We start from the raw sequence: 13,569 nt of genomic DNA, 5'->3' as shown, positions 1-13,569 counted from the left end.
GAATGGTCACCGCCCTTCCGGTGCGGGTCGAGGCGGTCACCGGCCGCCTCGACCCGGACCCCGGTCCCCCCGTCACCCGTCGCAGCCGTCGCCTCGGGGCGGCCAAGGAGTCGCTCACAGCGTGGGCGTTCCTCACGCCGACCCTCGTCGTCGTCGCTCTCTTCACCGTCGTCCCGGTGATCGCGGCCCTCGCCTTCAGCTTCACCGACGTCGGGTTGCGCGACCTGCGCGACCCTCTCGGCGTCGACGTCGTCGGCTTCGACAACTTCGCCGCGGTCCTCGCCGCCCCCGACTTCCAGCGTTCGGTCCTGAACACCGCGCTCTTCGTCGTCATCGGCGTCCCGGCGACGATGGCCTGCGGCCTCGCCCTGGCGATCCTGCTCAACACCGGCATCCGGCGCCTGCGACCCGTCTTCCGCGCGGCGATCTACCTCCCGGTGATCGCGAACATCGTCGCCGCGTCCATCATCTGGAAGTACGCCCTCTCGCTGGACGGGCCCATAAACGAGGCCCTGTCGAGCATCGGGCTGGCCGGCCCCAACTGGCTGGGCGACCCCGCCTGGGGAGTCACGAGCGTCATGCTGCTGACGGTGTGGCGCAACGTGGGAACGGCGATGGTCCTCTTCCTCGCCGGACTGCAGGCGATCCCGGAGGAGGTCTACGAGGCCGCGGCGATCGACGGGGCCGGAGCCTGGCGGCGCATCGTCCACATGACGCTGCCGCTTCTGCGCCCGACGACCCTGCTCGTCTCGGTGCTCATCACCGTCATGTATATGAACATCTTCGAGGAGCCGTACCTCCTCACCGGCGGCGGTCCGCTCGGGTCCACCCGATCGATCTCGCTCTGGGTGTACCAGCAGTTCGGGTTCGGCAACATCGCGGCCAGCATGGCCGGGTCGTTCGTCCTGATCCTCCTGGTGGCCGTGGTGAGCGTCGTGCAGTTCCGGATCCTGAGGCCGAAGCACTGATGCGTACCCGACACCTCACCAGCGCGCTCCTCTACACGGCGATCTCGATCGTCTGCGCGCTCATGCTCCTCCCGTTCGCCCTGGTGCTCTTCGGCGCGTTCAAGAGCCAGGGCGAGTTCACTTCCGACCCGGGGGCCTGGCTGCCGCGCTCCTTCGGCAACGTCGACAACTTCGTCGCGCTCTTCGACCGCGGCTTCGGCACGTACCTGGCGAACGGCGTCATCGTCGCGGTGATCGTCGTCCTCGCCAACCTGCTGTTCGGCTCGATGGCCGGCTACGCCCTCGCGAAGCTGCGCTTCCGCGGACGCGGGTTCGTGTTCGTGATGGTGCTGGCGACGATGATGGTGCCGATCGTCGCGGTGTTCGTGCCGCAGTTCCTCGTCGCGGTGCAGCTCGGACTCGTGGACACCCTCATCGGGATCGCCTTCCCGATGCTGGTCCTGCCCATCTCGGTGTTCATCATCCGCCAGTTCGCGCACTCCATCCCCGAGGAGCTCTTCGAGGCGGCCCGGCTGGACGGCGCGGGGGACGTCCGCGTCTTCGCGACGATCTTCCTCCCGCTCCTCACCCCCGCCCTGGCGACCGTCAGCGTGCTCACCTTCCTCAGCGCATGGAACGCGTTCGTCTGGCCGCTCGTGATCGCGCAGTCCCAGTCGACGTACACACTGCCGGTGGGCCTCGCCATCGCCGCGCAGGCGAATCAGACGACCGAGTACGGCGTGCTGCTGGCCGGCGCCGTGGTCGTTCTCCTGCCGGTTCTCGTCCTCTTCCTGTTCCTGCAGAAGTACTTCGTCCAGGGCATCGCCGCGACCGGCATCAAGTGACCCCTCCCCCGAAAGGACCCGCATGATCTCCCGCTCCCGCGTCGCCCTCAATCCCATCCAGTGGACGAGCCTCCCGCCCGACCCCGCCGTGCCGGGCAGCAAGAGCCGCTGGCGCTACGGCGAGCCCTCGTTCCGCTCGGAGTACCCGGACGTGCTGCGGGCGGTCGCGGCAGCCGGCTTCGACGCGACGATGATGGAGGTCCTGGACACCCAGACCCTCCAGGAGTACGCGCGCATGATCGCCGACGCCGGACTGCGACCGGCCCCGGGATACGCATCGATCGGCCTGCCCGAGGACCACGGCCTCGATCTCCGGCCGGGCACGGCGGAATGGATCCGCTGGTTCACCCCCGTCCGCCGGAAGGCCGAGGAGTCGAACTTCTTCGGGCTCGACTCCGTCTTCCTCGCGCCGGAGGTGAACTACGTCCTGCCGCGATGGTCGGAGCGGGCGGCGGTCGGACACCGGGCGGACCCCGATCGCCTCAAGCGGCAGATCGACGTCCTCGCCGAGGCCGCCGGCATCCTGCAGGAGGAGGGCGTGCGCGCCGGCCTCCACAATCACGTGGGCACGTGGATCGAGACGGAGGACGAGATCGAGACCGTGCTCGACGCGATCGGGCCCGACCTGCTCGGCGCGTCCTTCGACATCGGGCACCTCGCCTGGGCGGGAATGGATGCCGTCGAGATGACGCGCCGTCACGCCGATCGCATCCTCGACCTGCACGTGAAGGACCTGCCCGGCGAGGCCGTGGAGCGGTGGCGGCGGGAGCCCCGGCCCTACACCGACGTGGCCCTGGAGGACTTCTTCCGCGAGCCGGGCCGCGGCGACCTCGACGTCGACGGCGTCATCGCCGCGCTTCCCGAGGATTTCGGCGGCTGGATCATCATCGAGGTCGACCAGGTGCACGGGGACCCGGATGCCAGTGCTCGCGCCAGCCGCGAGTGGGTCGGACGCACGTTCGGTCCCTGACCGACGCCCGGCGGCCCACCCCGGGCGCCACCCCTCCCGCCGCGCAGTAGCCTGGGAGGGTGACACTCCCCTTCGACGTCGACGCCGTCCGCGCCGACTTCCCGATCCTCGAGACCGAGGTCGACGGCCACCCGCTCGTCTACCTCGACTCCGGCGCGACGAGCCAGAAGCCCCGCGCCGTCCTCGATGCCGAGCGCGACTTCCTGTCCCGGGCGAACGCGGCGGTCCACCGGGGCGCGCACACCCTCGCGGCCGAGGCGACGGAGCTGTTCGAGGACGCCCGCGTCACCGTCGCCGAGTTCGTCGGCGCCGAGCCGGAGCAGATCGTCTGGACCTCGGGTGCCACCGGCGGTCTCAACCTCGTCGCCGGGTCGCTCGGGTACGCCGGTCGCCTGCGCGAGGGCGACGAGATCGTCGTGACCGAGGCGGAGCACCACGCGAACCTCATCCCCTGGCAGGAGCTGGCCCGCCGCACCGGCGCACGACTGCGCCACATCCCCGTCCGCGAGGACGGCACCCTCGACATGGATGCCGCCGACTCCCTCATCGGCGCTCGGACCAAGGTCCTCGCCTTCCCGCACGTCTCGAACGTCCTCGGCATCGTTAACCCCGTCGCCGATCTGGTCGCGCGGGCACAGGCGGTCGGCGCGCTGACCGTGCTCGACGCCTGCCAGTCCGCACCCCACCTGGCCCTCGACCTTTCGGCATCCGGAGTCGACCTCGCCGTGTTCTCGGGCCACAAGGTCTACGGGCCGTACGGCATCGGCGCGCTGTGGGGCCGCGACGAGGTGCTCGACGCCCTGCCGCCGTTCACGACCGGCGGCTCGATGATCACGACGGTCACCCTGGACGAGGCCGAGTACCTGCCGCCGCCGCAGCGCTTCGAGGCCGGCACGCAGCCGGTGTCGCAGGCCGTCGGGTTCGCCGCCGCCCTCCGCTGGCTCGGCGCGCAGGACCTCGCCGCCGCGAACGCGCACGAGGCCGCGCTCGAGAGGCGCATGCGGGAGGGGCTGCGGTCGATCCCCGGCATCCGTCTCCTCGGAGACACGGATGCCGCCGAGCGCGTCGCCCTGCAGGCCTTCGCCGTCGACGGGGTGCACGCCCACGACGTGGGGCAGTTCCTCGACAGCCGCGGCGTCGCCGTGCGCGTCGGGCACCACTGCGCGCAGCCGCTGCACCGCCGATTCGGGCTGACGGCGTCGGTCCGCGCGAGCGCGGCGATCCACACCACGACGGACGAGGTCGACACGTTCCTCGACGCGGTCTCCGGCGTGCGGTCCTTCTTCGGGGCGGGGGTCGCCGCATGAGCGGGCTCGACGCGCTGTATCAGGAGCTCATCCTCGACCACGCCAAGAACCGGCGCGGCTTCGGCCTCGACGAGCCCGGGGCGCACAGCGCGACCGTGCACCAGCGCAACCCGATCTGCGGCGACGAGATCACCCTCCGCGTCACCACCTCCGACGACCGCGTCGCCTCCGTCACCTGGGAAGGCGCCGGCTGCTCCATCTCGCAGGCGTCCGCGTCGATGCTCGTCGCCCTGCTGCGCGAGGACGGAGGAGACGACGGGATGCCGCTCCCCGACGCCCAGGCGCTGATCGACCGGTTCCGCGAGGCGCTGCGTTCCCGCGGGAAGATCCCGCTCGACGAGGAGACGTTCGGCGACGCGTCCGCGCTGTCGGGCGTCTCGAAGTACACCGCGCGGGTGAAGTGCGCGATGCTCGCGTGGGTCGCGCTCGAAGAGGGCCTCCGCCAGGCCTGACCCGCGAGCCCCCGCCGCACCGCTCCGGCCCGGTTCAGCACGCGCCGGAATCGGACGGCCGCGCCGGATTCGGAGCAGAATGCCCGTGGCATCCGATTCCGCCGCTCGCATCCGATTCCGCGACAGGCCTGCCGCGCAGCGCTAGCCTCTCGTCAGACGACACGGAGGGATGCCATGGCCACCGGCGGAGCAGGATTCAGCGACCAGGAACGCGCGGCGATGAGACAGCGCGCCGAGGAGCTCGCGGCGATGAAAGGCCTCAAGGGCCTGGCGAAGCTGCAGAAGGAGAACGAGGCCTGCCTCGACGCGATCGAGAAGCTCGAGGGCACCGACCGCGCGATCGCCGAGCGCGTGCACGTGATCGTGCTCGAGGAGGCGCCGCACCTGAACCCGAAGACGTTCTACGGCTTTCCGGCCTACGCGAAGGACGGCAAGGTCGTCGTCTTCTATCAGCCGGCGTCGAAGTTCTCGACGCGCTACGGAACCGTCAGCTTCGACGAGACCGCACAGCTGGACGACGGCCCGATGTGGCCCGTGTCCTTCGCCGTCCTCGAGGTCACGCCCGAGGTGGAGCAGCGCATCCGCGACCAGGTGCGCCGGGCCGCGCCCGCGGCCTGACCCCGACCCGCGAGGGAAGGGGAGAAGGGATGCCTCGCGCGGAGGCATCCATCCCGCCTCAGTGCACCAGCTCGCGCTCCAGCCGCTGGAAGCTCTTCTCCATGCCGTCGACCATGCCCGTGGCCAGGACCATGTCGCGGGTCGCGGCGTCGGGGTACGCGATGAGCAGGGTGAGGAGCGTCGCGCCGTCCTCCTCGTACAGCGACAGGTCGTTGACGGTCGAGGGGTAGTCGGTTCCGGTCATGTGCTCGGTCTGCACCATCCGGCGCGGCTCGTCGATGAGCAGGATCTCGCCGTCGAAGCCGAAGGCCTCCCCCTCGGTGCCGGGCTCGGGTTCCCACGCGATGCGGTACTTCCCACCCTCGCGGCGGTCGACCTCGCGGTGGGTCATGCGCCAGCCGTCGGGTCCGAGCATCCAGCGCCGCATCAGGTCGGGGTCGGTGTGCGCGCGCCAGACGAGCTCGCGCGGCCCGTCGATGAGGCGGGTGATGCGCACGTGCTGGTCGCTGAGCACCTCGATCCGCGTGCCCTTGCCCTGGGCGTAGTCGCGCAGGTCCTGCAGCACGGCGTCGAGCTGGTTGAGCGCGAGTGTCGAGCCTTCGACGGCGCCCATCGCGATGATCTGCTCCAGGGCCTCGGCGGACGCGAAGTGGCTGACGCTCGTCAGCCGTGAGCCCTGCGGCGTCGCCTCGAAGGTGAACGTCATCCGCGACCCCGGGAGGTCCTCGATGATGTTGCCGTCCGCGTCGGCGAAGGAGTCGACGACCTCGAAGCCCCGCGGGGCGTCGATGTCCGTGAACTGCCAGGTCCCGCCGGCGTTCTGCCCCTGCGGGGAGGTCATGTGGTACTTCGCCCAGCCGCCCGGGCTGAAGTCGAAGGTGTCGAACGTGGCGGGCCATCCGGGAGGGCCCCAGAACCGCTCGAGCTGCCGCGGATCGGTGAAGACGCTCCACAGCCGCTCGGGTCCGACCGGGAAGTCGGCGATGAGGGTCATCGTGAGCGACTCGACGTCGCTGGTGACGGAGGTGACGGGCATGACGTACTCCTTCTTCGGAGGGCGGTGTGTCTGCTACTTCGGAAATCGGTGATGCCGGAGGGATGCCGCTCCGTCGGCGGTCAGCCGTCGGATGCGGGGTCGCGGGGTTCTTCGGCCAGAAGGGCGTCGAGCCGGTCGATCCGGCCGCGCCACAGGTCCTCGTACGACCGCAGCAGTCGCTGCGCCCGCTCCAGGCCCGCGGGGTCGGCGCGCACGAGTCGGGTCCTCCCCTCCGCTCGCTTGGTGATGAGGCGCGCCGCGGCGAGCACCGCGACGTGCTTGGACACGGCCGCGAACGACATGGCGTAGCCCGCGGCGAGATCGGACACCGACTGCTCGGCGACGAGCGTGCGTCGCACGATGTCGCGTCGCGTCGCATCGGCGAGCGCGTGGAACACGCGATCGATCTCCGCGTCGTCGGCTGTCCGTTGTTCAACCATTTGGTTGCACGTTAGCACCGCCGCCGCACCCCGGCAAGAGGGCCGCGGCGAGAAAAGCGACTGGCGGCCACCCCTTCGTTCGCTGACGTCGTCCACGCCGTGCACAGCCGCGACGCGACCCGTGTTCTGGAAACGCCCCCAGTCCGCTGCTTATAGGGGCGGTGCTAGGCCGCTCCGGTCCAACGCGGCACCGCCCTGCTGCGGCTTGTGGCAGCGAACTCCCCTATGCGTCGAGCTGACGTCGTCGAATCGCCATGGGCGCCCGCAGGTGATTCATCTGCGAAGATCGCGTCGCCGTTGCCTTGACCAGTCGCGGTTTGAGACGCCCCTCATGGGAGGAGGCGGCGTGCCGGCATCTCGTGGGTCTTGCCGCTCGACCAGGAAGGACAAGCAATTCGCGAAGACTATCGCGACGACGAATCCTGCAGTCGCCCAGATCTTGACGCTGAGAGGTAGCGGCGCGATCCATATCGGCGGAGCCGCCAATGGGAGCATGTAGGCGAGCATTCGCATGATCTCCCGAAACAAAGGCCTCATCAGTATATTTTTCGCATCCACCGGCCGGTGGCCAGCGCGTAGGTCTTCGAAGGCGTTCCCCGGGACGTCGGCGTCGGGCCGGAGACGTCAGGATGCCGCGCCCTCGATCGCGTCGTACCGGGCTCGGGCCGCCTCCACCTCGGGGAGCTTCTCCGTCGTCCACGACAGCAGCGACTCGATCAGGCGGTTCAGCGACGTGCCCGGCGGCGCGATGCGGTACTCGACGGCGATGGGCCGCGTGTCGATGACCACGCGCGTGATCATGCCGTTGCGCTCGAGGCGTCGAAGGGTCGTGGTCAGCGACTTCTGGCCGATGGCGGGGACCTCCCGGCGCAGGTCGTTGAACCGGTGCGGTCGTTCGCACAGACGGTCCAGTACCTGCAGTGACCACTTGTCGAGGATCTCGTCGAGAAGCTGCCGATGCGGAGCCTCGACGTACAGCAGGTCGGCGGACGCGGTGTCGTTCACGGAACCTAGTCTCGTTGAAGTGCTCTTCCTACACCAGGTAGACCAGAGGAACTACCTACGAGGAGGACCCGTGTCCGTCGATCGACTCACCCCGCCGGGGATGTTCCAGCCCGTTCCGTACCACCACGTCGCCGTCGGGACCGGCACCCGTCACATCCATGTCGCGGGTCAGATCTCGCGCAACGAGGAGGCCGACCGCCTGTTTCCCGACGACCTCGTCGGGCAGGTCGGGCAGGCCTTCCGGAACGCGGCGAAGGGACTGGCCGCCGCCGGAGCGAGCTTCGACGACGTCGTGCGGATGCGGTTCTTCCTCACCCGTTCCCGCCCCGAGATGTTCGAGGACTTCATGGCCGGCATCGAGGCGGTCCGTGTCGAGCTGCAGCTGCCCTCCCCGCTCCCGCCGTTGTCGGCCATCGGCGTCGACTTCCTTTTCGAGCCCGACGTCCTGGTCGAGCTGGAGGTCTACGCCGTGCTGCCGTAAATCGGGGCGGCGCTAACAGGCGCCCGGACCTCCGTCAAGACAGGTGGCGTGAGCTGCGGGGCGAGGAGCAAGCTCGGCGGACGACACCCCGAGCACAGGAGACCCTCATGTCCACATCGGTCAGCACCGCACTTCTCGTCCGTCTCGAAGCCCTGCCCGGCAAGGAGGACGACGTCCGGGCCTTCTTGAACCAGGGGCTGTCCATCGTCGAAGGCGAGCCCAAGACCGTGCGATGGTTCGGCCTGCAGTTCGGGCCGACGTCGTTCGGCATCTTCGACGCCTTCCCCGACGAGGACGGTCGCCAGGCGCACCTGTCCGGCGAGGTCGCCGCCGCGCTCGGCGAGAACACGGGCGTGCTGTTCGAGGTGCGCTCACTCGAACAGGTGGACGTCGTCGCCGAGAAGCAGCCCGCGTAGGGGGGCGACCATGGAGCACCGCCCGTTCGGGCCCCTTCCCTCCGATGTCGCGGTGATCGGCCAGGGCACCTGGTACATCGACGACGCCCACCGGCCGACCGCCGTGGATGCGCTGCGACGAGGACTGGACCGCGGCATGACGCACATCGACACCGCCGAGATGTACGGCGACGCCGAGATCGTGGTCGGAGAGGCCATCTCCGGCCGGCGGGAGGAGGTCTTCCTCGTCTCGAAGGTCCTCCCGAGCAACGCCTCCCGGGACGGGGTGATCGCCGCGTGCGAGCGATCCCTCCGCCGCCTGCGGACCGACCGGCTCGACAGCTATCTGCTGCATTGGCGCGGCTCCCATCCGCTGGAGGAGACCTTCGCCGGCTTCGAGCGCCTGCGCGAGCAGGGGAAGATCCGGTCGTGGGGCGTCAGCAACTTCGACGACGCCGACCTCGACGAGGCCTGGGGAGCGGGCGGGGAGGGCCGGCTGGCCTCCAACCAGGTGCTCTACCATCTCGGCGAACGCGCGATCGAGCACGCGGTGCTGCCGTGGTGTGCGGAGCACGACGTCGCAGTGGTGGCGTACAGCCCCTTCGGGCACGGCGACTTCCCGGGTCCGCAGACGCCGGGCGGCCGGGTGCTCGAAGACATCGCCGCAGCGCACGGGGCGACTCCGCGTCAGGTGGCGCTGCGCTTCCTCGTCCGGCATCCGTCGGTCTTCGCGATCCCCAAGGCGTCCAACCCCGCCCACGCCGACGACAACGCGGGAGCCGGAACCCTGCATCTCACCGATGCCGAGATCGCACGCATCGATGCGGCCTTTCCGCGGGGATCCCGGCCACGCCGCCTTCCCATGCTCTAGCCGTCGTCGGGCACGAACCTGGGATCACGGGCGTAATCCGACCGGCGCAGGTCGAGCGCCGCCCGCACCTGCGCCGGGCACGCCGCCCGCGCAACTCCTGAGTCCTGCCACGAGAGCGACGAGGTCACGCCGCGATCCGCCGAGATCCTCCGGCGCCGGCGCCCGCGCAACTCCTGAGTCCCGCGACGAGGTCACGCCGCGATCCGCCGAGATCCCGCGGCGCCGGCGCCCGCACAACTCCTGAGTCCGGCCACGAGAGCGACGAGGTCACGCGGCGATCCGCCGGAATCCCGCGGCGCGGGCGTCACGGCGCGCGGCCCGGGCGCCGGAACTCAGGAGTTCGGCGACACTGCCCCGCCGCACACGCAACACACCCGCGCGCAGCCCGCGCGCCACAACTCAGGAGTTCGGCGACGCCACCCCGCCGCACACGCAGCAGACCGGCGCGCCGCCCGCGAGCCAGGTCTCAGGAGTTCGGCGACACCCTCCCGACGACCCCCGGCGCCAGATCCTCCACCGCCCCGTCCGGCAGGACGACCCACCCCTCCCGGCGGGCGACGTCGAGAGCACCGGACGCCGGACGCGCGAACATCCCGAGCGCTCCCGCGCGGGTCGACAACGCGGCGACGAGCGCGTCGAAGGCGTCCGCCTTCGCGATCGCCAGCGGCGCGAACCCGCCGAGGTCGAGCCAGGGAGCCCGCGCGGCCAGCACGTCGAGCAGGGTGCGGCGGCGGCCGGCATCCACCCGGTATCCCTTCGTCTCGAAGCCCCACAGGCGCAACGATCCGCCGGGGTACACCTCGAACAGGCGCCCCTCGGCCGCACGGTCCACGGGGAAGCCGGCCTCGGCCAGCCGTCGCAGCAGGCCCGCCCCGCGCAGGGCGGTGACGCCGAGGCGGTCGGTCGAGACGCTCAGCGGCCACCGGCCGATGCGCTCGAAGACCACGTGGTCGGTGCGGCGGTAGACGAGCGGGCGACGCCAGTCCGGGCCGCCGTCGACGGGCCCGAGCGACGGCGTCGTGTCGGCGTGGTGCGCGCCGACGAAGTCGACGAACGCGTCCGGCCAGCCGAGCGGGCAGTCGATCCCGAGCCACGCGTCGCCGGCGGAGACGGATGCCACGATGTCGGCATCCTGGATCCCGATCTCGAGCCGGGCGAGCCGGGCTGCGCTGCCGGTCCAGAGGATCTCGGCGAGCGCCGTCCCGGGGGTACCGGCCGCGAGGTCGACTCCGACGGTTCTCATCCCCACGAGCCTAGGTCCCGCGGCCTCGGCTCTCGGCGCTGACTTGTCACAGGTGTACGCGCGAGGTCCCACCGCGCGTGCATCTGCGCCATGTCAGCGGCCCTGCCGCCCCGAGAACGAGAGCGGCCCGGACCGCCGAGGCGATCCGGGCCGTCTCCCGCGGAGGCTGTGGGGGGATTAACCTCCGAGGAACGGGACGACCAGCACGGCGATCGTGATCACCGGGCCGATCACGACCATCGACAGCCCCCAGATCGTCAGGTGACGGTAGAGGCGGGGCCGGTCGTCCTCGTGAGCCGACGCGACGATGGTCGCACCGGTCGTTCCGAACGGCGCGCAGTCGACGAGGGACGCCGAGATCGCGAGCGCGTAGATGAAGCCGGTCATCTCCAGTCCGCCGCCGGGCAGCAGCAGCGGCACCGCGAGGGGGACGAGAGCGCCGATGATGCCGATCGTCGAGGCGAAGGCCGAGACGAGGCCGGCGATGATGCAGAGGACGAGCGCGGCGACGAGCGGCTCGTTCACCGAGCGGGCGAACTCGCCGAGCTGGTCGATGGCGCCGAGGCGGGTGAGGACGCCGACGTACGTGATGATGCCGCCGAGCAGCAGGATCGTGTTCCAGTCGACCTTGCCCAGGCCCTCGCGGCCGGCCTTCGGGTTGATGAAGGCGAGCAGCACGGCGAGGGTCAGCGCGACGGCGCCGAGGTTGAGGTCGACGTCGTTCAGCGTGAGCGTGAAGAACGCGATGACGAGCACGGGGATCGAGACGAGGGTCATCAGCTGGTAGCCGGTGAGCTTCTGCGCCGTGGTCTGCGTCAGCACGCCGGTGACGCCGGAGCCGCCGCCGGTGCCGCCCGGGCCGCCGCCGGTGCCGAGCTCGGTCGACGCGGCCTTGGCGGCACGGCCGCGGGCGATGAGCTCGCGTCCGCCGAACATGAGGAACGCGACCGCGACGATGAGCGTGTTGATGCCGACCGACAGACCGAACATGAGTGCGGCGTTGTAGGGGATGCCGGCGGTCGTGGCGACCGTCAGCACGGTGATGCCGACGATGCTCGTGGGGGCGAGGGCGCCGCCGACGATCGCGGAGCTCATCGCGATGCCCATCATCGTGGAGTGGATGCGGTGCTTGTGCGCGAGGCTCATCGCGATCGGGACGAGCGTGAAGGCGGCGTGGGAGGTGCCGAGGCACGCGACGAGCGTCCCGACGGCGAACATCGCCCACGGGATGAGGGCGACGCGGTCCCCGATCAGCCGCACCGACCGGTCGACCAGCCAGTCGATGGTCCCGACGGCGCGGGCGATGCCGAAGAGGTAGGTGATGCCCAGCAGGATGAGCAGCGCGTCGACGGGGAAGCCGCCGAGCACGTCGTCGAGCGACTCGCCGACGACGAGGACGCCGATGATGCACGCGGCGACGAGGGCGAGCGCGCCCATGTGCACGTTGCGGATGGCCGAGATCGCGAAGACCGCGACGAGGACGATGAGGGCGATGACCTCCACGTTCATGCCGTCACCCCGCAGGGCCGGGTCGGGGGGTTCTGTTCACGGTGCATCGTCGTCGATCTCCTGATGGTCGAGAGGGAAGGGGTCAGGCACCCAGCGCGAGGCCGGTGCGGTAGGCCGCCTCGACGGCGTCGGGCACGCCCTCGAGGTCGTGGAAGCGGACGAGGGCGCCCGCGGGGACGTCGGCGCGCAGGCGCGCACCGGACAGCAGGTAGTACGGGGCGATGTCGCCCGCGTCGGGCGCGACGATCACGGGCGCCACGCCGGAGATCTCGTGGTGGTGCCCCTCGACGCGGAACGCCGTGCCGGCGGGCAGATCGCCGGACGCGCGTGCGGCGAGCACGGTGTGCTGGCGCGGCTCGGCCGTCGTGGCCGTGCCGTCGACGGCCGCGGCGATGGTCAGCGGCGTCTCCACCCCCATGAAGTGGTACGGCCAGTAGATGCAGGCGTATCGGCCGTCGCGGCTCACGACGTGCCCCTTGCCGCGGAGGATCTCCCACGTGGTGTCGTCGCCCGTGCGGACGATGGCGAACACGCCGCCCGCGAAGCTGGCCTCGCCCGGCAGACGGAGCATCGAGAACACGTCGACGACGCCGGTGGCATCCAGGATCCCTCCGTCGGCGCGCTCCGCGTAGACGTCGGCGAGCTCGTCGGGGCGGACGACGGGGTAGTGCATGGTCTCGACGTCGGCGACGGCGCCGGTGTAGAGCGAGACGACGTTCATCTCGCACGAGTCGGCGGCGGCGGCGCGCTTGAGCCCCGCGACCGCGGCGGCGCGGGCGTCGAGGGTGGCGCGCAGGTCGTCTCCGCGCTCGAGCAGACCCGACAGCGCTGGCGCCTGCTGCTCGACGCCGTTCTGGTTCACGGTCCCGGTGGCCGGGTCGAAGACGAGGTCGTACTCGCTGGACTTGCCGAGCGCGACGATGTCGAAGCCGGTCGCGAGGATCCACTCGACCAGGCGCAGCAGGTTCGCCGGCTGGTCGCCGTCGCCGGGCAGGTAGCGGAGACCCCGCTCGCGCGCCTTCGCGCTGAGGGCGACACCGGCGACGGTCTCGACCTCCTTGCTGACCATGACGACGTGCACCCCGGCCTCGAGGGCGGCGTCGGCGTACGCGTGACCCGCGTCGATCCGGCCGGTCGCCTCGACGAGGACGTCCACGTGGGACCAGGCGACCTGGGATGCCGCCGACACGAGCGCGATCCGCCCGCCCTCCACCGCTCTGACGGTGTCGGCCGCGTCGGCGACGACGACGATCCGTTCGGGGGCGACCTCGAGATCGGTCAGCATGCGCCGGACGCCGTCGACGTCGGGGTCCACGAGCTGCACCGCGACCATGTCGGGGAGACGGCGCAACTGGTCGAGGAGCGTCCGGCCGTACCCGCCGTTCGCGCCGGTCAGGGCGATGCGGATCGGGGCCGGGCGGCGGGGGGCCGAGCTGTGGATCACCGTTGT

At 70.9% G+C, this 13,569-nt stretch carries 15 protein-coding genes; 9 read left to right on the top strand and 6 right to left on the bottom strand.

The features are described from left to right. Positions 1-2 precede the first annotated feature (2 nt). From MRBLMI1_RS14530 to MRBLMI1_RS14505, 6 genes are all read left to right on the top strand, one after another. Positions 3-968, top strand: coding sequence for a carbohydrate ABC transporter permease (locus MRBLMI1_RS14530; protein WP_367734009.1), 966 nt, complete (start codon positions 3-5; stop codon positions 966-968). Then, positions 968-1,792 carry a carbohydrate ABC transporter permease gene (locus MRBLMI1_RS14525; RefSeq protein ID WP_367734000.1) on the top strand — a complete coding sequence of 275 codons (825 nt, stop codon included), beginning with the start codon at positions 968-970 and terminating at the stop codon, positions 1,790-1,792. The genes MRBLMI1_RS14530 and MRBLMI1_RS14525 overlap by 1 nt, the downstream gene beginning before the upstream one ends. A 22-nt stretch (positions 1,793-1,814) precedes the next feature. Then, a complete protein-coding gene (locus tag MRBLMI1_RS14520; protein ID WP_367733998.1) occupies positions 1,815-2,762 on the top strand; it encodes a sugar phosphate isomerase/epimerase family protein in 948 nt (315 codons plus the stop codon). A gap of 59 nt (positions 2,763-2,821) precedes the next feature. Further along, positions 2,822-4,069 (top strand): aminotransferase class V-fold PLP-dependent enzyme, encoded by a 1,248-nt coding sequence (locus MRBLMI1_RS14515; protein ID WP_367733996.1) that lies wholly within the window; start codon positions 2,822-2,824, stop codon positions 4,067-4,069. Beyond that, positions 4,066-4,521: a Fe-S cluster assembly sulfur transfer protein SufU gene (gene sufU, locus MRBLMI1_RS14510; RefSeq protein WP_367733994.1), complete on the top strand. Its 456-nt coding sequence runs from the start codon at positions 4,066-4,068 to the stop codon at positions 4,519-4,521. Before MRBLMI1_RS14515 ends, sufU begins: the two co-directional genes overlap by 4 nt. Before the next feature lie 174 nt (positions 4,522-4,695). Beyond that, on the top strand, positions 4,696-5,139 hold the full coding sequence (locus tag MRBLMI1_RS14505) for a hypothetical protein (RefSeq protein WP_367733993.1): 444 nt from the start codon (positions 4,696-4,698) through the stop codon (positions 5,137-5,139). 58 nt (positions 5,140-5,197) lie between these two features. Here the strand turns inward: MRBLMI1_RS14505 and MRBLMI1_RS14500 are convergent, their stop codons facing one another. The 3 genes from MRBLMI1_RS14500 to MRBLMI1_RS14490 form a co-directional block, all read right to left on the bottom strand. Then, the gene (locus tag MRBLMI1_RS14500) at positions 5,198-6,175 is read right to left on the bottom strand and encodes an SRPBCC family protein (protein ID WP_367733992.1); all 978 of its coding nucleotides are present in this window, start codon (positions 6,173-6,175) and stop codon (positions 5,198-5,200) included. A gap of 80 nt (positions 6,176-6,255) precedes the next feature. Next, a complete protein-coding gene (locus MRBLMI1_RS14495; RefSeq protein ID WP_367733991.1) occupies positions 6,256-6,615 on the bottom strand; it encodes an ArsR/SmtB family transcription factor in 360 nt (119 codons plus the stop codon). 624 nt (positions 6,616-7,239) lie between these two features. Next, entirely contained in the window at positions 7,240-7,620 is a 381-nt protein-coding gene (locus MRBLMI1_RS14490) for a winged helix-turn-helix transcriptional regulator (protein ID WP_367733990.1), read from the bottom strand. 70 nt (positions 7,621-7,690) lie between these two features. Between MRBLMI1_RS14490 and MRBLMI1_RS14485 the strand changes: the two genes are divergently transcribed. The 3 genes from MRBLMI1_RS14485 to MRBLMI1_RS14475 all read left to right on the top strand — a co-directional run bounded on the left by MRBLMI1_RS14485 (position 7,691) and on the right by MRBLMI1_RS14475 (position 9,367). Next, a complete protein-coding gene (locus MRBLMI1_RS14485) occupies positions 7,691-8,101 on the top strand; it encodes a Rid family hydrolase (RefSeq protein ID WP_367733988.1) in 411 nt (136 codons plus the stop codon). 107 nt (positions 8,102-8,208) lie between these two features. Further along, positions 8,209-8,517: a putative quinol monooxygenase gene (locus MRBLMI1_RS14480; RefSeq protein WP_367733987.1), complete on the top strand. Its 309-nt coding sequence runs from the start codon at positions 8,209-8,211 to the stop codon at positions 8,515-8,517. A 10-nt stretch (positions 8,518-8,527) separates the two neighbouring features. Next, positions 8,528-9,367, top strand: coding sequence for an aldo/keto reductase (locus MRBLMI1_RS14475; protein ID WP_367733985.1), 840 nt, complete (start codon positions 8,528-8,530; stop codon positions 9,365-9,367). Between the two features lie 466 nt (positions 9,368-9,833). Here MRBLMI1_RS14475 and MRBLMI1_RS14470 read toward each other — a convergent pair whose 3' ends face one another. The 3 genes from MRBLMI1_RS14470 to MRBLMI1_RS14460 all read right to left on the bottom strand — a co-directional run bounded on the left by MRBLMI1_RS14470 (position 9,834) and on the right by MRBLMI1_RS14460 (position 13,563). After that, positions 9,834-10,610: a DUF429 domain-containing protein gene (locus tag MRBLMI1_RS14470; protein ID WP_367733983.1), complete on the bottom strand. Its 777-nt coding sequence runs from the start codon at positions 10,608-10,610 to the stop codon at positions 9,834-9,836. 177 nt (positions 10,611-10,787) lie between these two features. Then, a complete protein-coding gene (locus MRBLMI1_RS14465) occupies positions 10,788-12,119 on the bottom strand; it encodes an SLC13 family permease (RefSeq protein WP_367733981.1) in 1,332 nt (443 codons plus the stop codon). Positions 12,120-12,201: 82 nt separating this feature from the next. Continuing rightward, the gene (locus MRBLMI1_RS14460) at positions 12,202-13,563 is read right to left on the bottom strand and encodes a homoserine dehydrogenase (protein WP_367733980.1); all 1,362 of its coding nucleotides are present in this window, start codon (positions 13,561-13,563) and stop codon (positions 12,202-12,204) included. Positions 13,564-13,569 lie beyond the last annotated feature (6 nt).

This window comes from Microbacterium sp. LMI1-1-1.1 (genome assembly GCF_040815675.1).
Classification (GTDB): Bacteria; Actinomycetota; Actinomycetes; order Actinomycetales; family Microbacteriaceae; genus Microbacterium.
The sequence above is the reverse complement of the archived record's forward strand: the minus strand, read 5'-3'. Positions and strand labels throughout refer to the sequence as shown.